General features: G+C 44.6%; 20 protein-coding genes. 1 reads left to right on the top strand and 19 read right to left on the bottom strand.

Annotated elements, in window-relative coordinates; genetic code table 11:
* Positions 1-61: 61 nt before the first annotated feature.
* The 5 genes from carB to secA all read right to left on the bottom strand — a co-directional run bounded on the left by carB (position 62) and on the right by secA (position 9,041).
* Entirely contained in the window at positions 62-3,292 is a 3,231-nt protein-coding gene (carB, locus tag OCU30_RS02565) for a carbamoyl-phosphate synthase large subunit (protein WP_077311187.1), read from the bottom strand.
* A gap of 17 nt (positions 3,293-3,309) precedes the next feature.
* The gene (carA, locus tag OCU30_RS02560; protein ID WP_077311185.1) at positions 3,310-4,449 is read right to left on the bottom strand and encodes a glutamine-hydrolyzing carbamoyl-phosphate synthase small subunit; all 1,140 of its coding nucleotides are present in this window, start codon (positions 4,447-4,449) and stop codon (positions 3,310-3,312) included.
* A gap of 481 nt (positions 4,450-4,930) precedes the next feature.
* On the bottom strand, positions 4,931-5,740 hold the full coding sequence (gene dapB / locus OCU30_RS02555) for a 4-hydroxy-tetrahydrodipicolinate reductase (RefSeq protein ID WP_077311183.1): 810 nt from the start codon (positions 5,738-5,740) through the stop codon (positions 4,931-4,933).
* Positions 5,741-5,841: 101 nt separating this feature from the next.
* Positions 5,842-6,240 (bottom strand): 8-oxo-dGTP diphosphatase MutT, encoded by a 399-nt coding sequence (mutT, locus tag OCU30_RS02550; protein ID WP_077311181.1) that lies wholly within the window; start codon positions 6,238-6,240, stop codon positions 5,842-5,844.
* Positions 6,241-6,326: 86 nt separating this feature from the next.
* The gene (secA, locus tag OCU30_RS02545) at positions 6,327-9,041 is read right to left on the bottom strand and encodes a preprotein translocase subunit SecA (RefSeq protein ID WP_077311179.1); all 2,715 of its coding nucleotides are present in this window, start codon (positions 9,039-9,041) and stop codon (positions 6,327-6,329) included.
* Positions 9,042-9,522: 481 nt separating this feature from the next.
* Here secA and OCU30_RS02540 point away from each other — a divergent pair, with 481 nt between their 5' ends.
* A complete protein-coding gene (locus tag OCU30_RS02540) occupies positions 9,523-9,999 on the top strand; it encodes a DUF721 domain-containing protein (RefSeq protein WP_077311177.1) in 477 nt (158 codons plus the stop codon).
* An 80-nt stretch (positions 10,000-10,079) separates the two neighbouring features.
* On the opposite strand, the gene lpxC is transcribed toward OCU30_RS02540, so the two are convergent.
* From lpxC to rsmH, 14 genes are all read right to left on the bottom strand, one after another.
* A complete protein-coding gene (gene lpxC / locus OCU30_RS02535) occupies positions 10,080-10,997 on the bottom strand; it encodes a UDP-3-O-acyl-N-acetylglucosamine deacetylase (protein WP_077311175.1) in 918 nt (305 codons plus the stop codon).
* Positions 10,998-11,094: 97 nt separating this feature from the next.
* On the bottom strand, positions 11,095-12,324 hold the full coding sequence (gene ftsZ, locus OCU30_RS02530; RefSeq protein WP_077311173.1) for a cell division protein FtsZ: 1,230 nt from the start codon (positions 12,322-12,324) through the stop codon (positions 11,095-11,097).
* A 30-nt stretch (positions 12,325-12,354) separates the two neighbouring features.
* Positions 12,355-13,620 carry a cell division protein FtsA gene (gene ftsA / locus OCU30_RS02525; protein ID WP_077311171.1) on the bottom strand — a complete coding sequence of 422 codons (1,266 nt, stop codon included), beginning with the start codon at positions 13,618-13,620 and terminating at the stop codon, positions 12,355-12,357.
* Positions 13,613-14,395 (bottom strand): cell division protein FtsQ/DivIB, encoded by a 783-nt coding sequence (locus tag OCU30_RS02520; protein WP_077311168.1) that lies wholly within the window; start codon positions 14,393-14,395, stop codon positions 13,613-13,615. Before OCU30_RS02520 ends, ftsA begins: the two co-directional genes overlap by 8 nt.
* 181 nt (positions 14,396-14,576) lie before the next feature.
* Complete coding sequence (gene murC / locus OCU30_RS02515; protein WP_077311166.1) at positions 14,577-16,037, bottom strand: UDP-N-acetylmuramate--L-alanine ligase; 1,461 nt, start codon at positions 16,035-16,037, stop codon at positions 14,577-14,579.
* A gap of 10 nt (positions 16,038-16,047) precedes the next feature.
* Positions 16,048-17,115 carry an undecaprenyldiphospho-muramoylpentapeptide beta-N-acetylglucosaminyltransferase gene (gene murG, locus OCU30_RS02510; protein WP_077311163.1) on the bottom strand — a complete coding sequence of 356 codons (1,068 nt, stop codon included), beginning with the start codon at positions 17,113-17,115 and terminating at the stop codon, positions 16,048-16,050.
* Positions 17,102-18,298, bottom strand: a complete 1,197-nt coding sequence (ftsW, locus tag OCU30_RS02505; protein WP_077311161.1) for a cell division protein FtsW — start codon at positions 18,296-18,298, stop codon at positions 17,102-17,104. The genes murG and ftsW overlap by 14 nt, the downstream gene beginning before the upstream one ends.
* Positions 18,299-18,313: 15 nt before the next feature.
* Positions 18,314-19,633, bottom strand: a complete 1,320-nt coding sequence (murD, locus tag OCU30_RS02500; RefSeq protein WP_077311158.1) for a UDP-N-acetylmuramoyl-L-alanine--D-glutamate ligase — start codon at positions 19,631-19,633, stop codon at positions 18,314-18,316.
* A gap of 20 nt (positions 19,634-19,653) precedes the next feature.
* Positions 19,654-20,736: a phospho-N-acetylmuramoyl-pentapeptide-transferase gene (gene mraY / locus OCU30_RS02495; RefSeq protein ID WP_077311155.1), complete on the bottom strand. Its 1,083-nt coding sequence runs from the start codon at positions 20,734-20,736 to the stop codon at positions 19,654-19,656.
* Complete coding sequence (locus OCU30_RS02490) at positions 20,733-22,094, bottom strand: UDP-N-acetylmuramoyl-tripeptide--D-alanyl-D-alanine ligase (RefSeq protein WP_077311153.1); 1,362 nt, start codon at positions 22,092-22,094, stop codon at positions 20,733-20,735. The genes mraY and OCU30_RS02490 overlap by 4 nt, the downstream gene beginning before the upstream one ends.
* Positions 22,091-23,593, bottom strand: a complete 1,503-nt coding sequence (gene murE, locus OCU30_RS02485; protein ID WP_077311151.1) for a UDP-N-acetylmuramoyl-L-alanyl-D-glutamate--2,6-diaminopimelate ligase — start codon at positions 23,591-23,593, stop codon at positions 22,091-22,093. Before murE ends, OCU30_RS02490 begins: the two co-directional genes overlap by 4 nt.
* 2 nt (positions 23,594-23,595) lie before the next feature.
* Entirely contained in the window at positions 23,596-25,365 is a 1,770-nt protein-coding gene (locus OCU30_RS02480) for a penicillin-binding transpeptidase domain-containing protein (RefSeq protein WP_077311148.1), read from the bottom strand.
* A complete protein-coding gene (ftsL, locus tag OCU30_RS02475) occupies positions 25,362-25,679 on the bottom strand; it encodes a cell division protein FtsL (RefSeq protein ID WP_077311145.1) in 318 nt (105 codons plus the stop codon). Before ftsL ends, OCU30_RS02480 begins: the two co-directional genes overlap by 4 nt.
* An 8-nt stretch (positions 25,680-25,687) precedes the next feature.
* Positions 25,688-26,638 carry a 16S rRNA (cytosine(1402)-N(4))-methyltransferase RsmH gene (gene rsmH, locus OCU30_RS02470; RefSeq protein ID WP_077311142.1) on the bottom strand — a complete coding sequence of 317 codons (951 nt, stop codon included), beginning with the start codon at positions 26,636-26,638 and terminating at the stop codon, positions 25,688-25,690.
* Between the last annotated feature and the right edge of the window lie 75 nt (positions 26,639-26,713).

Genomic DNA, 26,713 nt, shown 5'->3' with positions numbered 1-26,713 from the left:
TCACTATTATCGCACCACGATTAGCCAGTACGACTTAATTTAGCAACACACCTTAAAAGCATTAATCACGTGTGGTGGTAAACTGAGCATGTAACTCTTGAATCGAGTGTACTTCTGCTTTCGCATCAGATTTATGCGCCATACACGTCGCGAATGCGGCATTCAGTGTTGTGGTGTAGTTTACTTTCTCAGCCAATGCGCCGCGACGAAGTACTTTCGAATCTTCAATCGCTTGACGACCTGCGGCCGTATTCACAATGTAGGTGTATTCATTATTTTTAATACGATCAAGAATATGAGGACGACCTTCATGCACTTTGTTAACTAAGCGTGGGTTAATGCCAGCTTCACCTAGAATTACCGCCGTACCGTGAGTCGCATCTAACTGGTAACCTAACTCAACCAGTCGCGATGCTACATCCACCACTCGAGCTTTATCACCTTCACGTACCGACAATAATGCGCGGCCACCTTCTGGGTAAATATTGCCACAAGCCAGTTCTGCTTTGGCAAAGGCCTCGGCGAATGTTTTACCAATCCCCATCACCTCACCTGTTGAACGCATTTCCGGACCTAACAGTGGATCAACACCAGGGAACTTATTGAACGGCAAGACCACTTCTTTCACCGAGTAATAACACGGGATGACTTCTTTGGTATAACCTTGCTGTTCTAACGTTTGACCGACCATCACTCGAGCAGCCACTTTCGCAAGCTGAACTCCTGTCGCTTTCGAGACAAATGGCACAGTACGCGCGGCACGAGGGTTAACCTCAATCAAATAAATTTCGTTATTTTTAACCGCAAACTGCGTATTCATCAAACCACGCACACCCAATTCCAACGCAAGTTTCTCAACTTCCACACGCATTCTATCTTGGATGTCTTGACTCAATGTATACGCGGGTAATGAACATGCTGAATCACCAGAATGGACACCTGCTTGTTCAATGTGCTCCATGATGCCACCAATCAGCACACGCTCACCATCGCAAATCGCATCAATATCGACTTCAGTCGCATCGTCAAGAAAACGATCAAGTAGTACTGGTGATTCATGAGACACACTCACCGCTTCATTGAAGTAGCGACGTAGGTCTTGCTCATCATAAACAATTTCCATTGCTCGACCACCCAACACGTAAGAAGGGCGAACGACGAGTGGATAACCAATGTCTTTGGCTTTTTCTACCGCTTGATCAAGCGCGGTTACCGTCGCATTTTCTGGCTGTTTCAAACCAAGGCGTTCAACAGCGTGTTGGAAGCGTTCACGATCTTCTGCACGGTCAATTGCATCCGGGCTAGTACCAATAATCGGTACACCTGCTGCTTCTAGCTCGCGCGCGAGTTTCAATGGCGTTTGTCCACCGTATTGCACGATAACACCTTTCGGCTTTTCAACACGTACAATCGCTAAAACATCTTCCAGCGTAATCGGTTCAAAATACAAACGGTCAGATGTGTCATAGTCAGTAGAGACCGTCTCTGGGTTACAGTTAACCATAATGGTTTCGTAACCATCTTCGCGCAGCGCTAGTGAGGCATGTACACAGCAGTAATCAAACTCAATACCCTGACCAATACGGTTAGGACCACCACCAATTACCATGATTTTGTCACGATCAGTTGGGGCAGCTTCACACTCGTCATCGTAAGAGGAGTACATGTAAGCCGTATCTGAAGAGAATTCGGCCGCACAGGTATCAACACGCTTATAAACCGGATGAATATCATGTTGCTCTCGCACACGACGAATTTCTTTTTGCGCCACACCAAGCAGTTTGGCTAAACGCTCATCAGAGAAACCTTTACGTTTTACATTACGTAATACGTCTTTGGTTAGGCCAGCAAAACCACCTTCTTGAATAACAGATTCTGATTTGACGATGTCTTCAATTTGTACCAAGAACCAACGATCAATATTGGTAAGATGGAAAACATCTTCCACTGACATACCGGCACGGAATGCATCACCGATATACCAAATACGCTCAGCACCGGCTTCTTTTAATTCATAACGAATCTTCGTCAAAGCATCCGGTGACTCAAGGTCGACCATGCTATCGAAACCAGTTGCTCCCACTTCCAAGCCACGGAGCGCTTTTTGCAGAGACTCTTGCTGGTTACGACCAATAGCCATCACTTCGCCAACGGATTTCATCTGCGTAGTCAAACGGTTATTTGAACCAGCAAATTTTTCAAAGTTGAAGCGAGGGATCTTAGTAACAACATAATCGATGGTTGGCTCAAACGATGCCGGAGTCGCACCGCCCGTAATATCGTTGGTCAATTCATCTAATGTAAAGCCGACAGCCAATTTAGCGGCGATTTTAGCAATAGGAAAACCTGTCGCTTTTGATGCCAAAGCAGAAGAACGAGAAACACGTGGGTTCATCTCAATGATAACCATACGGCCATCATCTGGGTTGATACCAAACTGTACGTTCGACCCACCGGTTTCAACCCCGATTTCACGTAAAACCGCGAGAGAAGCGTTACGCATTAATTGGTATTCTTTATCCGTAAGCGTCTGCGCAGGAGCTACTGTGAGCGAGTCACCGGTGTGAATTCCCATCGCATCGAAGTTTTCGATTGAACATACAATGATGCAGTTATCGTTCTTATCACGAACCACTTCCATCTCGTATTCTTTCCAACCAATCAGTGATTCATCAATCAGTAATTCATTGGTTGGGGATAAATCGAAACCACGATGACAAATTTCATCGAACTCTTCTTTGTTATACGCAATACCACCACCGGTACCACCCATAGTAAAAGAAGGGCGAATAATACATGGGAAACCAACATTGCTCAGAACTTCATAGGCTTCTTCCATACTATGCGCGGTATCCGCACGAGGACATTCTAAGCCAATCGATTTCATAGCGGCATCAAAGCGAGAACGATCTTCCGCTTTATCAATTGCGTCGGCGGTGGCGCCAATCATTTCGACGCCGAACTCTTCCAGTACACCTTGTTTTTCTAATTCAAGCGCACAGTTCAATGCCGTTTGGCCACCCATTGTTGGTAAAACCGCATCTGGGCGTTCTTTTTCAATGATTTTGCGTACAACTTCCCAATGAATTGGCTCAATGTAAGTCGAGTCAGCCATTTCTGGGTCAGTCATAATCGTCGCAGGGTTCGAGTTCACGAGAATAACTCGATAACCTTCTTCACGTAGAGCTTTACACGCTTGCGCGCCTGAGTAGTCAAACTCACAAGCCTGGCCGATAACAATTGGACCCGCACCTAAAATTAGGATGCTTTTTATGTCAGTACGTTTTGGCATGGTTTTACTACTCCCAATTAAGCGCTGTGTTGTTGAATCAATTCAATGAAGTGGTCAAAGAGTGGCGCAGCATCATGCGGACCTGGGCTTGCTTCAGGGTGTCCTTGAAAACTAAATGCTGGCTTATCTGTGCGATGAATACCTTGTAGAGACCCATCAAACAACGATTTGTGCGTTGCACGTAAGCACTCAGGTAGACTGGTTTCATCGGCAGCAAAACCGTGGTTTTGTGAGGTAATCATCACAACATCACGATCAATGTCTTTCACTGGGTGGTTTGCACCATGGTGACCGAACTTCATTTTCACTGTTTTCGCGCCCGACGCTAACGCTAAGATCTGGTGACCTAAACAGATACCAAAAATTGGGATATTTTTATCTAGGAAAGTTTGTGTTGCTTTAATCGCATAATCACACGGCTCAGGATCACCAGGACCATTTGATAAGAAAACACCATCAGGATTTAACGCTAAGACGTCTTCCGCTGGAGTTTGCGCAGGGACTACGGTTAAACGGCAGCCACGGTCTACCAACATACGCAGGATATTGCGTTTAGCACCAAAGTCATAAGCGACAACATGGTAAGGTAAATCACTGGCGGCTTTTTCTTCAGGCAAACCGCCTTCTAACGTCCAAGATCCTTGCTTCCACTCATACGCTTCTTTCGTGCTTACGACCTTTGCGAGATCCATGCCTTTAAGCCCAGGAAACTCTTTGGCTTTTTCTAATGCTAAATCTGAATCAATATGCTCGCCCGCAACGATACTGCCATTTTGAGCTCCTTTCTCTCGTAATATACGTGTCAATTTACGCGTATCTATGTCTGCAATACCAACGATATTACGTTCTTTAAGATAATCAGAAAGAGATTGTTGATTACGGAAATTAGAAGCAAGGAGAGGGAGATCGCGGATTACAAGGCCCTGAGCATGAACTGCTGAGGATTCTTCATCTTCGGAGTTCGTTCCGGTATTGCCAATGTGGGGATAAGTTAAGGTAACAATTTGCTGTGAATAGGAAGGATCAGTGAGGATTTCTTGGTACCCCGTCATCGAGGTATTAAAAACAACTTCACCAACAGAACAACCATCTGCCCCGATGGACACTCCGTGGAACACCGTCCCATCTTCTAGGACTAACAGTGCTGATTTACTCAAGATAACCTCCAGAATAAAAATGCAATAAATTTAATTTATGATTCATCATTGCCTTCCTTGTCGCATTTAGTGTCAGCGTTAAGTGATAGTAGACAAATTGGCGCTATTCTAATGAGTGCAGTGATTAGTGTCAATAATTCGTGAAAAATAAACACATACTTTATTGGCTTTACCTTAATTTTTAGTAGATAACAGCTAAAAACATCGATTCCAGAGTATTTTATTGATAAAAGCGTGTTCATAAACACAGAGCCCTAGAAAATAACCACACCACCGAATTCAATGCAAAATACAACACAAAGCAAACGATAACCAAGGCGAAATATAATGCAGTTATCATCAAGACAATCAGATTTAATAATCAACGCCTCAAAAATATAATAAAAGATCGTAATAAAAACCAAAAAAGGGAAGGAAAACTTGAAAGGAAAAATGTTCACTTAAAAAATATGCGCCAGCATCGCTAGCGCATAATTATGTATTACAAAGAATTCAAAGACAAGACATCACTCATGGTATAGAAGCCATTAGGCTGTGAGGATAACCAAATAGCAGAACGCACCGCTCCATTCGCAAATGTCATACGATCTGTTGCCTTATGAGTGATTTCCACGCGCTCACCAATGTCTGCAAACATTGCAGTATGTTCGCCAACAATGTCACCAGCACGAATGGTCGCAAAGCCAATTTCATCGCGTGAACGCTCGCCTGTGATCCCTTCACGGGCATATACCGCAACATCACTTAATTTATTACCCATTGCTCCTGCAATCGCTTCACCCATACCAATAGCCGTTCCCGATGGGGCATCCACTTTGTGGCGGTGATGAGCTTCAACGATTTCTATATCCGAATACTCGCCCATGACTTGTGCCGCTTTTTCTAGCAACTTAAAGACAAGGTTGACACCAACACTATAGTTTGGCGCCATAACAATCGCGATCTCTTTCGCGGATTCATCGATACTTGCACGCTGTTCTTCGCTAAAGCCCGTCGTACCAATAACAATTTTTTTATTATATTGCTTACACAGTTCGATATTCGCTAAGGTACTTTTTGGCGCAGTGAAATCAATGATGACATCAAACTCATCGATCGCCTGAGTTAAATCATCCACCAAAACCACATTAAATCGTCCTTCCGAGCACAGCTCACCAATATCCACACCAACTAATGACGACTCAGCTCGCTCTGATCCTGCGGCAACGCTTGATTTCGGGTTGTTATGCGCCGCTTTGACTAGGTTTCGACCCATACGCCCAGCCGCGCCAGCAATTGCAATTCTTACCATTGCCGAATTCTCCATGTTATATCGCCCTTGGTCGGGCAAATGTATTTATTTTTCCACTATGTGCACTTAAGTTAACAACTATCGTTTTGCCTGGCTAGTGCTTAGCTATACTCTTTTACGATCTGCTCTAAGATTGGCACATTGGCTTCTGGAAAACGGTATTGAGCAAGCTCGTTAATTGCAACCCAACGCCCTATTTGACCTTCTTTACCAAATGGCTGCCCTGAAAACTCAGTAACCGTTATAAAATCAAATACCAAGGATTTATCAGGATAATCAAAAGCAAGATGCTGATATTCAGCTTGAGCCGTGACCGTGATGCCGATTTCTTCAAATAACTCACGTGACATCGCTTGCTCAATCGTTTCACCCGCTTCTACTTTACCACCCGGGAACTCCCAATAGCCGCCTTTATGACGATCGTCAGGACGCTTGGTAATATACACCTCACTACAATCACCATTAAAAATAATACCTGCGACGATATGGGTTCGTTTCATTGTATGCTCCTATAAAATAGAGGAAAAATAAAAATTATACTCAAAAAAAGAGCCGCCTAAGCGACTCTTTTAACATGACATAATGATTAATTAATTTGTCCATGACAGTGTTTGTATTTTTTACCACTACCACATGGGCAAGGCTCATTACGCCCCACTTTTGGTAGATCACGTGTCACAGGCTGCCCAGCCGTCTGCGCTTCTTCATCCAAGTCACTACCACTGTGCTCTTGAATGTGACTTGCTGCCTGCTGTGCTTGAGCAATACGTTGTGCTTCCATACGTTCCACTTCTTCTTCTTCCTGGACACGTACTTTCGACAACACCATGATCACATCAGATTTCAACGCTTCAAGTAACCCTTGGAAAAGTTCAAACGATTCACGCTTGTACTCTTGCTTTGGATCCTTCTGTGCATAACCACGTAGGTGAATACCTTGACGCAAATGGTCCATCGCCGCTAAGTGCTCTTTCCACAGCGTATCGAGCGTCTGCAACATCACTGAAGTTTCGAAGTTACGCATCACTTCTTCACCCACCGACGCTTCTTTTTCACGATACACCTCAACAGCGGTATGAATTACACGCTCTCGCAATGTCTCTTCGTGCAGAGACTCATCATCATCCAGCCATTGTTGAATAGATAAGTCTAAATCAAAGTCATACTTCAAACGCTCTTGCAAACCTGGGATATCCCACATGTCTTCAAGACTTTGTGGTGGAATATATTGATCCATCACTGCATGCAGTACATCTTCACGATTTTGATCCAACATGCCTTTGACATCTTCAGAGCCAGCCAGCAAGCCGTCGCGTAATTCGTACACGACTTTACGTTGATCATTAGCAACATCATCGTATTCAAGTAGCTGTTTACGAACGTCGAAGTTACGTCCTTCTACTTTACGTTGCGCTTTTTCGATAGAACGCGACAACATTTTGCTTTCGATAGCCTCGCCTTCTTCCATACCACCTTGGATCAAATTTGCCATACGATCAGAGGTAAAGATACGTAGCAAACCATCTTCCATGGATAGATAGAAGCGCGTTGAACCCGGATCCCCTTGACGACCCGAACGACCACGTAGCTGGTTATCAATACGACGTGACTCGTGACGTTCAGTACCAATGATGTGCAGACCACCAGCTTCAATCACTTTATCGTGAAGCTCTTGCCACTGAGCTTTCACTTGGTCGATTTGCTCTTGGCTTGGGTTATCCATCATATCGACTTTCATATGCCAACTGCCACCAAGCACAATATCCGTACCACGGCCGGCCATGTTGGTCGCAATCGTAACGGAGCCTGGCTTACCCGCTTCAGAAATGATTTCCGCTTCTTTTTCGTGGAATTTCGCATTCAAGACCGCATGCTTAATTTTTGCCTGTTGCAAAGCATTAGAAAGCAATTCTGATTTTTCGATCGATACAGTACCAACCAACACCGGTTGCCCACGTTCTACACAATCTTGAATATCTTTAATAATTGCAGCAAATTTTTCAGCTTCTGTACGATACACTGCATCAGCATAATCCGTTCGACGGGTTGGACGGTTAGTTGGAATAACTACGGTTTCCAAGCTATAAATTTGCTGGAATTCAAAGGCTTCTGTATCAGCAGTACCTGTCATGCCAGACAGCTTTTCGTAAAGACGGAAGTAGTTCTGGAACGTAATGGATGCCAAGGTTTGGTTTTCGTTCTGAATTTCCACCCCTTCTTTAGCTTCTACAGCTTGGTGCAAACCATCTGACCAACGACGTCCTTCCATCGAACGACCCGTATGCTCATCTACGATAACCACTTCGCCTTTTTCGTTAACGATGTAATCCACATCACGCTCGAAAAGAACATGCGCACGTAAACCTGCATGAACGTGATGCAACAAGCTAATATTGGTTGGTGAATAAAGGGTGTCACCTTCTTCCATCAAGCCATGCTTAATCATTAAATCTTCAACAAACTCTTGGCCTGTTTCGGTGAGATAAACCTGCTTGGCTTTCTCGTCTAGCGTGTAGTGTCCATCACCACGATACTCTTCAGAGTCTTCTTTCTCTTGCAGTTGCAAACTCGGGATCAGTTTGTCAATACGAGTATAGAGTTCTGAGCTATCTTCAGCAGGACCAGAGATAATTAGTGGGGTACGAGCTTCATCGATTAAGATAGAGTCAACTTCATCGACAATAGCAAAGAAGCGTTCACCTTGGACACGGTCTTCTTCACGGAAAGCCATGTTATCGCGTAGATAGTCAAAACCAAACTCGTTGTTGGTGCCGTAAAGGATATCTGCTTGGTAGGCTTCTTTTTTTGCCTGCGCAGGCATGTTAGGAACATTGACACCAACAGTCATTCCAAGAAATTCAAATAAAGAACGGTTGGTTTCCGCATCACGTTTAGCAAGGTAATCGTTGACGGTAACAATATGCACACCTTTCTGTGGTAACGCATTAAGGTAAGCGGCAAGCGTTGCCGTTAATGTTTTACCTTCACCTGTACGCATCTCTGCAATTTCACCAGAGTTAAGTACCATACCGCCAATCAGCTGTACGTCGAAATGACGCATACCATATAAACGTTTGGACGTTTCTCGAACCGTTGCGAACGCTTCAGGCAACAATGCATCCAATGTCTCGCCTTGATCAAGACGTTGACGAAACTCTGCGGTTTTTGCTTTAAGTTCTTCATCCGACAGTGCTTCGAAAGCAGGCTCATAATTATTAATTTCTTTAACAATCTTTCTCAAGCGGCGCAATGTGCGATCATTACGACTGCCAATTACCTTTGTCAGTAGCTTAGTTATCATCTTGTGTGGATCTCTCTGTACTTAGGTCGTCATCGATCGACTTCTTAATGCCTGTCGTCTTTACTTATATATTCAACTAAGAATACCAAAGATAAGTCATATATCTCATTATATGGTGATAGCAAAGTTAGTTTTCAAGGCATTTAGGGGCGTTAACTCATCCCTAGTTTAAGGACTTTTTTCGCTCGCGACCAATAGCAATAAGGTTTCTGCGAATATAACTTATAATTTTGTGCACCTAACCTAAGGTTTTTGACTTAGTTTATCAATAGTTAGTCCCACGTTATTGAAATAAACCTCAGATAATGTTTATTTCCCATCTATATCGCATAAAAAAACAGCACAATGAGAGATAATTCCTCTACATACAGTATGACTTTCTTTATGGTCAAATATCACTACAATAAGGCGTTAAAGCCTTAATAAGGGTGACTGTAATCAACGACACCATTTCGTTTATATTGATGTTAAAGGAAGCTAAATGAGAGATCATCGCCCGACTGCGACCACAGAATTAATCGATAGCTCGCTATTAAAGCGCTTACAAGATCACGCAAGCGAAATCATCAATATCAATAAGGTGATCAAATCGATTGTTCCTGCCAGCGCAGTTGATCATGTACGCGCTGCGAATGTGCGAAATGGGCAGTTAGTGATCGAAACGGCGAGTGCCGCTTTAAAAATGCGGATCGATAGAGATCGTTTGAATATTCTCAATCAATTACGAAGCCAAGGCTTTGCTAAGCTTATCTCTATCGAAGTCAAGATCAATCCAGCGATCTACCGCAATGGTGGGGCTATTCATCAAAGTAAAAAAGAGGCAAAAACTCGCCCCCCTATCTCACAAGAGGCTGCAAACTATCTCCTTGCAGTGGCAGAAAGTGCCCCCCCTAAGTTACAAGCTCGCCTACAACGTTTGGCAACATTAACGCAAACGCCAAATAAACCAAACGAATAGTGCCGTCTATGGCACTTTTCTCTAGGCATAAAAAAACCAGACATTGTCTGGTTTTTAAAATCATTTTTGTCATGCTTTGCTTATGCAATAACCATGTTGGGTTCAACATACATCAGCGGCGAACCCGCTTCTTCTTCGTATGTTGCCCATTCCCACGCTTCTTGATTTGCCAATAAGGCACGTAGAACTTGGTTATTTAAACCATGTCCGGATTTGAATGCACGGAACTCACCAACAATTGAGTGACCACACATGTAAAGATCGCCAATGGCATCCAACATTTTGTGTGTAACAAATTCGTTGTTAAAGCGTAAACCATCTTCATTCAAAATACGGTAATCATCAAGCACGATGGCGCAATCAAAGCTACCACCTAGACATAAGTTTTGAGACTGTAAATACTCGATATCACGCATGAAACCAAACGTTCTTGCTCGAGAAATCTCTTTAACAAAGCCTTGCGTAGAAAAATCAAAAATCAAATGCTGCCCATCACCATCGATAGCGGGATGATCAAATTCAATTTCGAAATCCATTTTGAAACCATTGTGGGGAAGTAACTCAGCCCACTTATCACCATCTTCGATACGAATTGGTTTTTTAACACGGATAAATCGCTTTGCAACGTTTAATTCTTCGATACCCGCTTGTTGAAGCAAGTAAACAAAAGGACTCGCGCTTCCATCCATGATTGGGATTTCTGGAGCATCGACTTCAATAACAATGTTATCAATACCCATACCAGCTAATGCAGCACTTAAATGTTCAACGGTAGAGATACGAATCCCTTGGTCATTAACAAGTGCACTACATAACATTGTATCGCGAACTGCTTCAGGATCGACCGGAAAATCAACCGGTGGATTCAAATCAGTGCGGCGGTATACAATCCCAGTATTTGCAGCAGCAGGGCGAAGAGTAAGCGTGACTTTACGACCGGAGTGTAATCCTACACCAGTTGTTTTCACTATTTCTTTCAGAGTACGTTGTCTGATCATCTACTTGCCTCAAATAATTGCCACAATACTTAGCCCTAAGGCTAAGCAGAGCGCTATCCTACCAGAATTCTGAACAGTGTCAAATTGTGGCGAAACCTTAATCAGCCTGACGGCGTAGGAAAGCGGGAATATCTAAATAACCGCTCTCTTTTTCTGGCTTAGGTGCAGTGTTCTGATTACCAGAAGACACATTGTTCGACGACGCAGGTTTTTCAGGCGCAGTCGGCTTCGGTGTCTCGGCTTTCTCTTGCACAGGCTGTGCCACTTTTTCTTCAACACGTGCAGCCGGTTGTTGCGTTTGTACTGGCTGTTGTGTTGGAGCGGTGACTTTTGCTTTACCGCCGGCGACTAAAGTAATGTCAGGACGTTTTTCAGTTCCGATACCTGTCGCAACCACAGTTACACGGATTTCATCTTCCATGTCAGGGTCAAGAGAAGTACCAATCACGACCGTCGCATTATCAGAAGCAAACGCTTTAACTGTATTACCCACGGTTTCGAATTCATCCAAACGCATGTCGAGACCAGCAGTAATGTTAACAAGCACTCCGCGAGCACCAGCTAAATCAATATCTTCAAGAAGTGGACTAGAAATTGCCATTTCTGCCGCTTCTTCAGAACGATCTTCGCCTCTTGCAACACCGCTACCCATCATGGCATGACCCATTTCCGACATCACGGTTCTGACGTCCGCAAAGTCGACGTTAATCATACCTGGGCGAGTAATAAGCTCAGCAATACCTTGCACTGCATTCTTAAGCACATCATTCGCGCTGCCAAAGGCTTCTAGTAAGGTGATACCACGACCAAGCACTTTCAACAGTTTCTCATTCGGAATAGTAATCAAAGAATCAACATGCTTCGATAATTCTTCAATACCTTGTTCAGCAAATGATAAACGTTTTTTACCTTCAAAACTAAAAGGCTTAGTCACGACAGCAACAGTTAACACACCGAGTTCTTTTGCTACTTCAGCAATAACCGGTGCGGCACCTGTACCTGTACCACCGCCCATACCAGCTGCGATAAATACCATATCGGCGCCAGTTAGAACTTCTTTAATACGTTCTTTATCTTCGAGAGCTGCGTCACGTCCAACCTGTGGATTGGCACCTGCGCCTAGCCCTTTAGTGATATCGCCACCAATTTGAATTACGGTGCTAACACTGGTTTTACGAAGTGCTTGGGCATCGGTATTGATACTGATGAATTCCACGCCTTCGATGGATTCACGTACCATGTGTTCTACGGCATTACCGCCGCCGCCACCTACTCCAACGACTTTAATTACTGCATCGTCAGACATTTCCATCATCGGTTCAAACATGTGTTATCTCCGTTTTTCCTGCAACTCAGGTTAAAACTCTTTCTGAATCCAATTACGCAAACGATTCCAAAGATTGGCTGATGAGGATTGGCGCTTAGGCTCTTGGTAATCCACATCGTCATTCATTTGACTATCTTTCGCATAATGAAGTAAACCCACTGCCGTAGAATGATACGGCTCTTTAACGTAATCAGTAAGCCCGCTCACTTCGAGTGGCTTACCGACTCTGACCTGATTACGGAAAACACGTTCCGCGCAATCAACAAGTCCTTCAATTTGTGCTGCACCACCAGTTAAAACCACACCAGCGGCAAGATGGTGTTTAATACCATCTTTACGCAATTGCTCTTGCACTAAATCTATGGTTTGGTTAACCATGCCCATAAGTTCAGTGTAACGAGGCTCAATCACTTCTGATAACGTTTGTCTTTGTAAGCTTCGAGATGGACGTCCGCCAACACTTGGAACATTAACCGTATCATCTTTACTCACCAGCTCGCTTAATGCACAACCGTATTTTACTTTGATCTCTTCTGCATCACCGATTGGTGTACCAAAGGCAAACGCAATATCACTGGCGACTGCGTTACCTGCATATGAAAATACCTCTGTATGACGAAGTGCACCACCTGTCCATACTGCGATATCCATCGTACCTGCGCCGATATCAACGACACACACACCGAGCTCGCGTTCATCCTCAGTGATCACAGCATTACTTGCTGCAAGCCCTGAGTATACTAACTGTTCAACGGTTAACCCACAACGTTCAACCGCTTTGATAATATTTCTTGCCATATCATTATGACAAGTGATCAAGTGCACACTGACTTCCATGCGCACCCCTGATAAGCCTAGCGGGTTTTTAATCCCTTCTTGGTAATCAATTGTAAATTCTTGCGGTATAACATGGAGAATTCTCTGCTCTTCACCAATTTTAATTGATTTAGCGGTATGAATAGCACGATCCATGTCTTCTTGAGTCACTTCTTCGTCAGAAATTGCCCCCATCCCCTTTTCTATTCTACTTGCAATATGCTTGCCAGAAATAGAAAGGTAGACGTTACTGATTTGGCATTCTGCCATCAGCTCCGCTTGATCGATCGCTCTTTGGACCGATTTAACAACCGACTCAAGATCATTAACACCGCCTTTGTCCATTCCTCGTGAAGGACTGGTTCCTGCACCAATAATATTGATCTGTCCATCTGGTAATACTTCGCCTACCAAAGCAGATACTGTTGCAGTGCCTATGTCCAAACCAACAATAATGTTGTCGTCGGCAGATTTAGTCATCGGTCTTCTCTTGTGTTAAGTCTTCTTGAGGTATCCAGCCGACCGCTGCGCCAGTATCGTATCGGAGATCGATATAGCTCACACGTTCAGCTTTGCTACCTAATTTATTATAAAGCAGGAAAAAACGTTGAAGACGTTCATCTAACGACTCTTTTCCTAGCTCTAAACGAATACCGTTATCTAATATAATTTGCCAAGCTCGCCGTTCATTCAGTAATACTGACGATATATTAAGCCCTAGGTGTTGAAACTTGGGATTATAATGATGCCAAGCTTGGAGAACTTGTTCAGCCGTTCCTTTCGGACCGTAAAGCTTAACACGTTCACCTTGCACCTCAGAGACATCGCCAGCAAACACGGTGCCTTTCGAATTCAGTAATTTATTGCCATTCCAAATCGCAATTGCATGATATTCAGTCAAAAATACTTTTATCGTATTGGGCCACTGTTTACGAATAGAGGCATGTGCTACCCAAGGAATCGTTTCCACACTGTGTTGCAGTGTGTCTATATCCTGAGACATGAACGTACCGATATGATTCAGTTGCTCAAACGCTTCTTGAACATCTTGTGCTGTGACGTGTTGTAAGTCACCCTGCAGTACGATATTGGATAATGGAAGTCGTTGTTCATCCCACATCCAGCTGACTGTTGAATACAACAAAAAACCAAGCAACAATGTCACCACTAAAAAAAAGCTACCACCTACGGCATGCTTTTTCACAAGCGGAGAACTGGATAGCTGGCGTCCTTTGTCTAAAACATGTTGTATCAAAGTCCGAATATCCTGTTAACAACTGACAATTGAATCCGTATCTCTCTTGATAATAGAAGCAAAAGCATTAACTGTAACCCTTGAATTATACTGAGGTCATTGAAAGTATCAAACCCTGAAAGGTATAAATCAACGATTAATACCAACTTCAACAACAAGTTCGTTAAAAATACAGTTATTTTTAACTATTTTGCATCTTCTCTACATTCAATTTTAGCGTTGCGAGCTTTTTGGCTACTTTGCCGATATCACCAGCCCCCTGAGTCAAGACTAAGTCACCATCTTGTAAGACATTTGCTAAAACAGATGGCAGTGTGTCGATATCAGGAACAAAAATCGGATCCACCTTTCCTCGAGTACGAATAGTCCGGCATAAAGAACGACTATCGGCATTTGCAATGGGAGTTTCTCCCGCCGAATACACATCCAGGATTAGTAATACATCGACTTGTTCGAGTACGTTGGCAAAATCTTCATACAAATCACGCGTGCGGGTATAACGGTGCGGTTGAAACACCATAACCAAACGTTTGTCAGTCCAGCCTGCTCGCGCCGCTTTGATAGTGACATCAACTTCAGTTGGATGATGACCATAGTCATCAACGAGCATCGCTTGTCCGTTTCCAGTATCAAACACGCCCAGTTGATCAAAGCGTCGGCCTGTCCCTTGAGTACTTTCCATCGCACGTAAAATCGCGTCGTCTGACACCTCATCTTCGCTAGCAACCGCAATGGCCGCTGACGCGTTCAACGCATTATGACGCCCAGGAATATTCAACGTAATATCTAAATTATCGCAACCTTGGCGTACGACGGTAAACTTACCTTGCTGTCCTTCCTGACGATAGTTTTCAATCCGGACGTCAGCGTCGGCAGAAAAACCATAGGTAATCACTTGACGGCTCACCCGAGGAATCAGTTCACGAATCACGGGGTCATCAACACACATAATGGCTTGTCCATAAAATGGAAGATTATGGATAAAATCGACAAATGTCTGTTTCAATGTTGAAAAGTCACCACCATAAGTATCCATATGATCGGCTTCAATATTGGTTACTATCGTGACCATCGGCTGTAAATGCAAGAACGAAGCGTCGCTTTCATCTGCTTCTGCAATTAAAATACGACTGGATCCCAACTGAGCATTCGTACCTGTACTTTTCACCAACCCGCCGTTAACAAAAGTGGGATCCAAACCGGCTTCATTATAAATTTGAGTGACCAGAGCGGTGGTCGTGGTTTTACCATGGGTTCCTGCCACAGCAATACCATGACGAAAACGCATTAACTCAGCCAGCATTTCCGCACGGCGAACAATCGGGATACGTTTAGAGCGCGCCGCTGCGACTTCAGGGTTGCTTTCGTTAATCGCCGTAGAAACGACAATTACACTGGCTTGTTCAATATTGGTGTCGACATGGCCAATAAAAATAGTCGCGCCCTTTGAAGATAAACGTTGCGTAACGGCATTTTCCGCAATATCGGACCCCGTGATTTGGTAACCTTCATTGAGCAACACTTCAGCAATACCGCTCATACCAGCACCACCAATGCCAACAAAGTGAATACATTTCACTCGGCGCATTTCAGGAACCATGGCGCGAATTTGGGCTAAATCAGGCGTCTGTTTTATTGTCATTATTGTATTCTCATTCTTCAGTCAGGGAAGTAATCGCATCGGCGACCACTTTATCGGCATCAAGCTTCGCTGCAGAGCGTGCTTTGATTCCCATCGTCATCAGCGTCGGGCGGTCCAAATTGTGTATGGTCTCTGCCATCAGTGCCACGGTTAAATTGGGCTGCTCAATCATTAATGCAGCGCCACACTCAACGAGATGATCAGCATTTAACGCTTGTTGACGGTCTTTATGCATAAAAGGGACAAAAATAGCGGCAACCCCCGCTGCTGACACTTCTGAGACAGTCAAAGCACCAGAACGGCATACGAGTAAATCAGCCCATGCATACGCATTAGCAACGTCATCAATAAATTCAGTAACTTGCACATTACTAATATGGGCTTCTTGATAAGCACTGATCACGGCTTCATGTTGGTTTTTGCCCGCTTGATGATGAATTTCATAGGCTTCACCATCCAATTTTTCTAGCACTTGGGGTAAGGTTTGATTGAGGATACGCGCGCCTTGGCTTCCCCCCATCACCAAAATACGAATCGGTCCTTGTCTTTCGGACATACGCTCTTGCGGAGCGGGTAAGCGACTCACATCGCCACGCACTGGATTTCCGACTACCGGTACATCGTTAAAGGCACCCGCAAATGCTTGAAACACTTTGGTCGCAATTTTTGCTAACCATTGGTTAGTTAACCCAGCGACCGCATTTTGTTCATGTAGTACCACCGGAACACCCAGCAACCACGCTGCGATACCACCGGGCCCACTCACATAGCCGCCCATGCCTAATACCACATCAGGCTGCCAACGCTTCATATGGCGACGAGCTTGCAAAATAGCATTAACAATTTGAAAAGGCGCTTTTAGTAACTTAAGAACCCCTTGGCCTCTTAAACCTTTAACGCGGATAAAATCAATCTCAATACCATGTTTAGGCACTAAATCCGCTTCCATTCGATCCGCGGTACCCAGCCAGCGGATTTCCCATCCTTGCTGCTGTAATTGCTTTGCAACGGCCAAGCCTGGAAAAACATGTCCTCCAGTACCACCAGCCATTACCATTAATCGTTTATTTGTTTTCATTGTTCACTGTTTCTTCTGTTGGATGGCTGACTTTAATTCGGCATTCGTAGTCAATGCGTAATAACATCGCAACCGCCACCGACATGACAATCAAACTGGAACCACCATAACTGATTAGTGGTAACGTCAGACCTTTTGTTGGCACAATACCGGCGGCCGCGCCGACATTGACGAGTGTTTGGAAAGCAAACCAGATCCCAATACCAAACGCTAAATAGCCTCCAAAATATTCATCATGTTCAAATGCTTTCTTACCAATAAAAATCGCTTTCAGCACCAAGCTAAAGATAAGTATGAGCACGAGAACAACGCCAACAAACCCAAGTTCTTCGCCTAATACGGCAAACACAAAGTCGGTATGCGCTTCTGGTAAGTACTCAAGCTTCTGTACTGAATTACCTAATCCTTGGCCAAACCATTCACCTCGGCCAAAAGCCATCAATGATTGCGTTAACTGATAGCCACTCCCGAACGGGTCTTCCCATGGATCCATAAACGAGGTGACACGGCGAATTCGATAGGGTTCCGCGGCAATCAAGCCAACGACGGCAAGAATCCCAGCCACCATCAACGCTAAAAATTGCGTGAGCTTAGCACCGGCGATAAATAACATCCCAAATAACGTCACCAGCATAACAACAACCGTACCCAGGTCGGGCTGACACAAGAGTAATACCGCCAGCGTACCAAATACCATGATAGGCTTCATAAAGCCACCAAAGAAGGTTTCACGTACCTCATCTTGTTTACGTACTAGGTAACCAGACATGAACATGAACAAAGACAACTTCGCCACCTCTGCAGGTTGTAAGTTAAACAACCCCAGAGGGATCCAACGTGAAGCGCCGTTAACAGAGTGTCCAGCCACCAAAACCACTAATAACAAAAATGCCGATAGTGCCAATAGCGGAGAGCTAAATTTCATCCACTTTTCCATCGGAACCCGCATGACGACAGAAGCGGTACAAACCGACAGAAACAAGAAAAACGCATGGCGCTCCATGAAATGAAACGGTTGATGCGTTAAACGCGTACTAATAGGGAAAGACGCCGAGGTCACCATAACAAGGCCAATCAACATCAGTCCGAGGGCAATCCAGACGAGCTGCCTATCAAATAAGGCCTCAGGTGATGGCGTTTTTAACCATTGAATACTTTTTTGCAAGGGCTGGGATAACACCAAAAAATCACCTATTCATTATGCGTAGTGTTTGGCGAGTGCCGTAAATACATCACCACGATGCATAAAACTTTTGAACTGGTCAAAACTCGCGCAAGCAGGAGACAGCATCACCATATCACCCGGCTTTAATTGTGGACGGATTGACTGGATAATGTGCTCTATTGAATCAAAGTATTCGGCGGATGGATGTAAATCTAAAAACTGTTTTCCATCTCGCCCGAAACAACATAATTTTAGGGGTAATGCTGCAAAATGTGCCGCCAATGGTGAGAAATCAGCACCTTTACCAACGCCACCTACCAACAGGTAGAGCGTTCCGTTTAAGTGCAAACCAGATAACGCCGCTTCAGTGCTCGCCACATTCGTTGCTTTAGAATCATTAACCCAACTAATTCCATGATTATCCGCAACAAGCTGACATCGATGTGTCAGTCCAGTGTAAGACTTCAACGTCTCTAGCGAATCTTGATAATCGACATTGGCCGCATCAAGCAAGGCGAATACCGTTAAAACATTGGCAGTATTATGCATACCAACCAAACTCAAGTGACTTGCTGGTAATATTGGCAAACCTTGAGCAAACAAATATGGCTCATCGTCATAATTCGCTAAGGTATAGTCTGCTGATTGGCGTAAACCAAAACTGAGTGTATTTTCTAACGTGATATCGGGATAAGTCACAGGCTCATCAGCGTTATAAACACCAGTCGTGGCGTGCTGAAAAATACGTTGCTTGGCCAGGCGATAACCGTCCATCCCCGTATAACGATCCATATGATCTTCTGACAGGTTTAAAAAAGCGCCTGCAACTAACGATAGATTATAGGTAGTTTCTAATTGAAAGCTAGATAACTCTAATACGTAGAGGTCCGCCTCTTCTTCCAATAAATCGAGGGCTGGCACGCCGATATTACCACCGACAGCCGTTTTGATACCGCTCGCATTGGCCAACACACCGGTTAAGTCCGTGACTGTACTTTTGCCGTTAGAGCCAGTAATAGCAATTACCGGTTTATTCACATGCCAAGCGAACAACTCAACATCTCCAACAACGGGGATGTTAGCATCTAACACACGCTGAATCTCTGCGGTTGCCAGCGCGATCCCCGGATTAGTGACGACCAAATCGGCTTCTAATAGCCATTCAAGCTGCCAACTACCCGTATGTATCGCGATACTTTGGTCTAGACGTTCAATTCCCGGCGGAGTTTCACGTGTATCAATCACTCGCACCGTGACTTGAGGTTGGTATTTTTGCAAGTAATTAACGACTGAGAGCCCGGTAATACCGAGCCCTACCACCACAACGTTATCAATGTTGTGCCAATGATCCATTGTTGTTACTCCCTACCCAATTAGCGCACTTTGAGCGTCGCTAATCCAATTAACACTAATACAATAGAGATAATCCAAAAACGCACGATAACACGCGGCTCAGGCCATCCTTTCAGTTCATAGTGATGATGGATAGGAGCCATACGGAAAATACGCTGCCCCCGCAACTTATACGAGCCGACTTGCAAAATGACCGATAAGGTCTCAATCACAAACACACCCCCCATGATCACCAACACAAATTCTTGGCGTACCAATACCGCAATCGTACCTAACGCTCCACCAAGCGCCAATGAGCCCACATCGCCCATGAACACTTGTGCTGGATAGGTGTTAAACCATAAAAAGCCTAGGCCTGCTCCAACGATCGCCGTACATACCACCACTAATTCCGACGCATTCGCGACATAAGGAATGTGTAAGTAGTCCGCAAAGTTTACATTGCCCGTCGCCCATGCAATCACAGCAAAACCTGCCGCGACTAGCACTGTAGGCATGATCGCTAAACCATCTAACCCATCCGTTAAGTTGACCGCATTACTGGTGCCCACAATCACAAAATAACTCAGAATGATGAACATAAAGCCTAATTGAGGCATGACATCTTTAAAAAATGGGACAACGAGTTGTGTAACTGCCGTATCTTGGCCATAAGCGTAAAGCGCGAACGACACCACCAAGGCGATTGCCGACTGCCAAAAATATTTCCAGCGAGCAATCAAACCATCAGTATTCTTGCGCACCACTTTACGATAGTCATCGATGAATCCGATAATCCCATAACCAATGAGCACTCCTAATACCGCCCAAACGTAAGGATTCGATAAGTCGGCCCACAGCAAAACAGTGACGGTAATTGACCCCAGAATCATAAGTCCGCCCATTGTCGGCGTACCACGCTTACTAAAGTGTGATTCTGGCCCATCATTACGTACAACTTGTCCGATTTGCAGTAACTGTAACCGTTTAATAAGACGAGGTCCCATCCACAGCGAAAGGCTTAATGCCGTTAAAATACTGACAATCGCGCGAAACGATAGGTATTCAAATAAACGAAAAAACGAGAAATATGGCTGAAGCAAATCCGCAAGCCAAATAATCATGTGTATATCTCCTTAAGTGCAGCAACAACCTTTCCCATCCCTGAACTTAGCGCGCCTTTAACCAGCAAAGTATGGGTGGATTTATGCTCTTTTTGTAGTTGCTGCAAAATAAACTCAATCATGTCTTCATGGGTGGCAAAGTGACGACCTTGACACACTTCACTGATGACTTTGGTGTCATCACCGTAAGTTAAAACATGCTCAAACTGAAATGGGTTCGCATGTTCACCGACTTGTCGGTGAAGTGCAAGGCTTTCATGCCCTAACTCGGCCATATTACCTAAAATTAACCAGCGTGTGGTCGTAAAGCTACCTAATAAATCAACGGCGGCTTTCATCGCAGGAACGCTCGCATTATAGCTATCATCAATCAGTTTCACTGTTTTTGATAACTCGATAGCACTGACTCGTCCTTTAACTGGTTGTAAACTTGCCAAACCTTTCGCAACATCATCTAAGCTCGCGCCCATTTCAAAGGATAACGCGGCAGCGGCTAATGCATTGGCGACGTTATGCTGACCAATCATGCCCAACGTGACAGAAATATTACCTTGCGGTGAGCATAAGATAAAACTTGCCTGCCCCTCGTCATTAAGCCTGATATTTTTCGGAAAAAAGTCAGCATTGTGATCATGGATAGAAAAAGTTTTAATGTTTTTACCCGCGAGAACGGTCTCATACCATTTTTGACTGTAGCTATCGAGATTCACCAATGCGGTTCCGTTATTAGACAACCCTTGATAAATTTCGCCTTTCGCTTGTTTTACACCATCGATAGAACCAAAGCCTTCAAGGTGGGCAGCTGCAACATTATTGACTAAAGCGACATCGGGATTGACTAACTGCGTGGTATACGCAATTTCACCAATATGATTAGCGCCCATCTCAATCACAGCAAATTTATCTTCCTTGGTTGAGCGCAATAACGTCAACGGTACGCCTATATCATTATTGAAATTACCGGCGGTAAACAACACCTGACCTTGTAACGATAAGATGCTCGCGACCATTTCTTTGACCGTGGTTTTGCCACAGCTACCAGTAATGCCAATGGTTGGAGTTTGTGAACGCTGATGGATCCAGGTCGCTAATTGCCCCAAAGCAATACGAGTATCAGCAACCACGATATGCGGAAAATCGAACTCTAAAGGTTTCGAAACCATCGCGGCCACCGCCCCAGCTTCTGCCGCTTGTTCGATAAAATCATGAGCGTCAAAACGATCACCAACTAAGGCAATAAATAACGTGTGTGCATTAATATCACGCGTATCGGTTGATACATACTCAATGGTTAAGTTGTCACCATAGCGTTGTCCGTTTACGGCATGGGCGATATCTTGTAAGGAAGTCGTAATCATGAGTGTCCCCCCAATAACGTTCGGGCTGATTCGCGATCAGAATAATGTACACGCTTATCGCCGATAATTTGATAATCTTCGTGGCCTTTACCTGCGAGCAAAATAATATCGTCGCTTGCTGAACTTGCTAACGCTAAAGATAAAGCCTCGAATCGGCTGTGTTCTATCTGGCATTGTTGAGGATGCATTAAGCCAGCTTGCATATCCGCTATAATTTGATCTGGTGATTCACTCCGTGGATTATCATCGGTCAAAATGACTTGATCAGCGAATTGCTCGGCCACCCTAGCCATCACCGGTCTTTTGCCGCGATCGCGATCGCCGCCACAACCGACAATCGCCCATAAACGACCTTGGCAATGAATGCGCAGTGCCGATAAGGCCTTCTCTAAGGCATCAGGTGTATGTGCATAATCGATCACCACTTTGGCTTGACCTACACGGTGGAATAACTCCATCCGGCCAATCACGGCTTGAAGTGCAGGCGCCGTAGTCATTAATAAATCTTTATCAATCCCTAAAGAAAGCAATGTCGTGAATGCCAACAACACATTACACGCGTTAAACTCACCAATCAGTGGCGTATGCAATATGCCTTCTCCCCATGAACCAGAAAAATGGATCACAATTCCAGAGTCAGCATACTCAACCTGTTGAGCCCATACTGCGCGCGCGGTTTGTGGCTGAGAGAAAAGCGACACACCAATGACATTCTCAAGTGACGTCGCCCAACAGCGGCCTACTTCATCATCAACATTAATAATGGCTGCGCCGCGTTTATGTTCAGTAAATAACTGTTTTTTAGCCGCAGCATAGTCTTCCATTGTACCGTGATAATCCAAATGATCTCGACTGAGATTGGAAAAAACACACGCGACAAAATCGACCGCTTTGACTCGACCTTGCACTAAACCATGAGAGGATACTTCTAAGGCGGTGTATTGCGCTCCTTGATGGCTCAATTGGCTTAGTGTTTGCTGAATTTCAATTGCATTACCAGTGGTATTAATCGCCGGTTCAAGTGCATCTAGAAACCCATTACCAGTGGTTCCCATTACCGCAGCAGGCGTTTTTAGTAATGTCAGCCACTGCGCAATCAGTTGCGAAATAGTCGTTTTACCATTCGTCCCTGTTACGCCAATTGCTTGATTTTTATGTGCACCGTACAACTGCCGCCCTAGCCACGATAAGTGTTCGCCTAAGTTTGCAACATACACAATCGGGATGCCATCGACATGCTTAATCTCACCATGTGAATGGCTATTATCGGCTTGAGCAATCACCGCATTGGCTCCCTGCGCGATTGCTTTATGGATAAACTCACGTCCATCAATGGCATGGCCAACAATGGCAACAAAGGTACTCGCGACTTGAACTCGACGACTATCCAGTTGTAAATCGGTGACCAGGATTTGCGCAATGCTTGGCGTTGCGATAGAGCACCAAGGATGCAATAAATCCCCAAGTGTCTTACCTAATTTCTCTATGACTTCTTTCATAATTAATCGTTGTTATCATTCTTAAATTTGTTTTCATCCGGCGCAATATTGAGGATTTGCAATGCACCTTTCATGATTTTACCAAACACGGGGCCGGCAACCGCGCCACCATAATACGAGTCACCTTGCGGCTCATTGACCATCACAACTAATGACAAACGTGGATTGCTCACTGGCGCAACTCCGGCCGTATAAGCAAAGTATTCATCGCTATAACCACCAGCGGCGGCTTTACGAGATGTCCCCGTTTTGGCTGCAATACGATAACCTGGTACCGCCGCTTTGGTGGCTGTCCCTCCAGGTTGCGTCACGGTTTCTAGCATATTAAGAACTTCACGCACATAGTGAGGGTTGGCAACTTGATGCTCTAAATTCTGGCTGGTTTGATTCTCTATCAAATGCAAAGGTTGGTATTTACCCATATTACCTAAGGTCGCGTATGCATGTGCCAACTGAATAGGGGTTATCGACAACCCATAACCGAAAGCAATAGTCGCTCGCTCAAAATCAGACCAACGTTGGCGGCTCGGGAAAATACCAGTGCTTTCACCCGGTAAATTCAGCCCTGAGGTTTCACCTAACCCTACCGAGCGATACATGCCAAGTAACGCCTCAATCGGCATACGCAATGACAGCTTAGAAACGCCGACGTTACTGGATTTTTTCAAAATCATTTGCAATGACGCTTTACCGCCTTTAATCCGGTCAGAGTCACGAACACGAGCTCCGCCAATGCGCATCGAGCCATTACCAACATCAATAATAGTATGCTCATCGGCTGTACCATTTTCCAGAGACGCTAAGACCACAAATGGCTTAACGGTTGAACCAGGCTCAAATGCATCAGTGACGACACGGTTGCGCATTTTAAAGTTCTGATAATCAGAGCGATTATTCGGGTTATAAGACGGCGCATTGACCATTGCCAAAACGTTACCGGTTTTTACATCAATTAAAACGGCAGAAGCGGAGGTGGCGCGATAATCCGCCATAGCTTGTTTAACCGCGCGAAACGCAATGGCTTGTAAACGCTGATCAATCGTTAACTTCAGTGGTTTACCCGCTTGGCTCTTATCTAAAGAAATATTCTCAACCACATTGCCATAGCGATCTTTGCGAATAATTTGTTTACCCGCTTCGCCAGTGAGCCATTTATCGTAACTGCGTTCAATCCCTTCCAGGCCATGGCCGTCAATTCCGGTCACACCAACAACATGAGCGCTCACTTCACCCGCTGGATAGTAGCGGCGAGATTCGGATTTTAGCCCCACTCCCGGCAGCTTAAGCTCGCGAATGTAATTAGCCATCGCCGAGTTGACTTGGCGTTGTAAATAAATAAAGCGACGCTTTTTATGAGATTTAATCCGCTTAATCAAGCCTTGGCGATCCAAATTCAAGACATCAGCCAGTGCATACCAGCGATCTTTTTCTTTTAAACTGCCTTTTTTTATAATAGTGGCAGGATCGGCCCACACCGCATCGACAGGGACACTGACGGCAAGCGCTTCACCACTTCGATCGGTGATCATACCGCGCTCTGAGTGAATGGTTTTCGCTCGGACAGTACGCAAATCGCTTTGGTGGATAAGATTGTCAGGTTCAATCACTTGTATATAGGCAGCGCGGATCACCAAAATAGCAAACGCGACAAAAACGAATCCGAGAATTAAATAAAAACGCCAGCGTATGAATAAAGGATCGTAGGCGGTGTCTTTCTGACGTTTTTTGGTATTTGGGGCTTGCGGTTTTTTACTCTTGAATGGTTTTTTCATTTCAGATTAATCACTACTTCTTTGTCCGCATCAGGACGCTGCATGTGTAACTGCTCTTCTGCAATTTCCTGAACACGGCTATGCTCAGCCAAGGCTGTTTCTTCAATGATAAGATTGCGCCATTCATTATCGAGATGAAAGCGCTCACTTTGCACCTGATTTAGACGAGAGACGGATTGACGAGTGTCATGCGTAGTAAGAACAACCCCCATCGCACTGGCAAAAATCAAAGCCATGAGAATCAGAGGAATACGACCTACCTTAAGCAGGTCGAATAAAATAATTTTGGCAAGTTTAGGAGATGGCTGAGACATAGTGACCGTTAAAGTTTCTCTGCAATCCTTAATACTGAGCTACGCGAGCGTGTGTTTATATCAACTTCAGCTTCACTCGGCTTGATTGCTTTTCCAATGGTTTTAAGATTAGCACTTCCTAGCGCTTTGATCTGGTCTTCCGTCATAGGAATTCCAGGTGGCACTTGAGGGCCCTGACTTTCTTTACGCATGAAACGTTTAACCATGCGATCTTCTAATGAATGGAAACTGATAACCGACAAGCGACCTTCTGGCGCCAAAATACTCATGGCTCCTTGCAGGGCTTTATCAATTTCTTCCAGCTCGCTATTAATGTAAATACGGAATGCTTGGAACGAACGCGTCGCTGGATGTTTCTTTTCTTTATAATTTTTAGGGGCGACATCTGAAATAAGCTTGGCTAATTGCCCCGTGCGTAACAATGGTTCATTGGCTTCATTATCACGATACTCAACGATGCCACGCGCAATACGACGTGCATGCTTATCTTCACCAAACTGACGGATGACCCAAGTAATATCGTCAAGATCCGCTTTGGCGATCCATTCTGATACTGGCATCCCTGATGTTGGATCCATACGCATGTCTAACGGGCCATCTTTCATAAAGCTAAAGCCGCGCTCCGCATCATCAAGTTGAGGTGACGACACACCTAAGTCAAACAAGACGCCATCCACTTTGCCAACGAGATCGTAATCAACTGCGTATTCGGCAATAGCTGAAAACGGACCATGAACAATGGTAAAACGTGGATCATCAATTTTTTGTGCTTCAGCGATGGCCTGTGGATCACGGTCAATGCTAAACAAACGACCATTTGGACCTAATTTGGACAAGATAGTTCGACTGTGACCACCTCGTCCAAACGTTCCATCGATGTAGGTTCCATCGGGTTTAATTGCTAACCCATCAATGGATTCATTGAGTAGCACAGATATGTGTTGGAAAGATTCAGTCATAGTCATCTCATTACGCCTGCTCGGCGGTGTATTGTCTTAATTAGTGTACCTATTTCCGACACTACCGCTACTCAT

The organism is Vibrio palustris, from assembly GCF_024346995.1.
GTDB classification, from domain to species: Bacteria; Pseudomonadota; Gammaproteobacteria; order Enterobacterales; family Vibrionaceae; genus Vibrio; species Vibrio palustris.
The sequence above is the reverse complement of the archived record's forward strand: the minus strand, read 5'-3'. Positions and strand labels throughout refer to the sequence as shown.

Bases quoted from the DNA above. Each gene is read 5' to 3' on its own strand.
- carB (WP_077311187.1), bottom strand. From the start codon at position 3,292: ATGCCAAAACGTACTGACATAAAAAGCATCCTAATTTTAGGTGCGGGT.
- dapB (WP_077311183.1), bottom strand. From the start codon at position 5,740: ATGGTAAGAATTGCAATTGCTGGCGCGGCTGGGCGTATGGGTCGAAAC.
- mutT (WP_077311181.1), bottom strand. From the start codon at position 6,240: ATGAAACGAACCCATATCGTCGCAGGTATTATTTTTAATGGTGATTGT.
- secA (WP_077311179.1), bottom strand. From the start codon at position 9,041: ATGATAACTAAGCTACTGACAAAGGTAATTGGCAGTCGTAATGATCGC.
- OCU30_RS02540 (WP_077311177.1), top strand. From the start codon at position 9,523: ATGAGAGATCATCGCCCGACTGCGACCACAGAATTAATCGATAGCTCG.
- lpxC (WP_077311175.1), bottom strand. From the start codon at position 10,997: ATGATCAGACAACGTACTCTGAAAGAAATAGTGAAAACAACTGGTGTA.
- ftsZ (WP_077311173.1), bottom strand. From the start codon at position 12,324: ATGTTTGAACCGATGATGGAAATGTCTGACGATGCAGTAATTAAAGTC.
- ftsA (WP_077311171.1), bottom strand. From the start codon at position 13,620: ATGACTAAATCTGCCGACGACAACATTATTGTTGGTTTGGACATAGGC.
- murC (WP_077311166.1), bottom strand. From the start codon at position 16,037: ATGACAATAAAACAGACGCCTGATTTAGCCCAAATTCGCGCCATGGTT.
- murG (WP_077311163.1), bottom strand. From the start codon at position 17,115: ATGAAAACAAATAAACGATTAATGGTAATGGCTGGTGGTACTGGAGGA.
- murD (WP_077311158.1), bottom strand. From the start codon at position 19,633: ATGGATCATTGGCACAACATTGATAACGTTGTGGTGGTAGGGCTCGGT.
- mraY (WP_077311155.1), bottom strand. From the start codon at position 20,736: ATGATTATTTGGCTTGCGGATTTGCTTCAGCCATATTTCTCGTTTTTT.
- OCU30_RS02490 (WP_077311153.1), bottom strand. From the start codon at position 22,094: ATGATTACGACTTCCTTACAAGATATCGCCCATGCCGTAAACGGACAA.
- murE (WP_077311151.1), bottom strand. From the start codon at position 23,593: ATGAAAGAAGTCATAGAGAAATTAGGTAAGACACTTGGGGATTTATTG.
- OCU30_RS02480 (WP_077311148.1), bottom strand. From the start codon at position 25,365: ATGAAAAAACCATTCAAGAGTAAAAAACCGCAAGCCCCAAATACCAAA.
- ftsL (WP_077311145.1), bottom strand. From the start codon at position 25,679: ATGTCTCAGCCATCTCCTAAACTTGCCAAAATTATTTTATTCGACCTG.
- rsmH (WP_077311142.1), bottom strand. From the start codon at position 26,638: ATGACTGAATCTTTCCAACACATATCTGTGCTACTCAATGAATCCATT.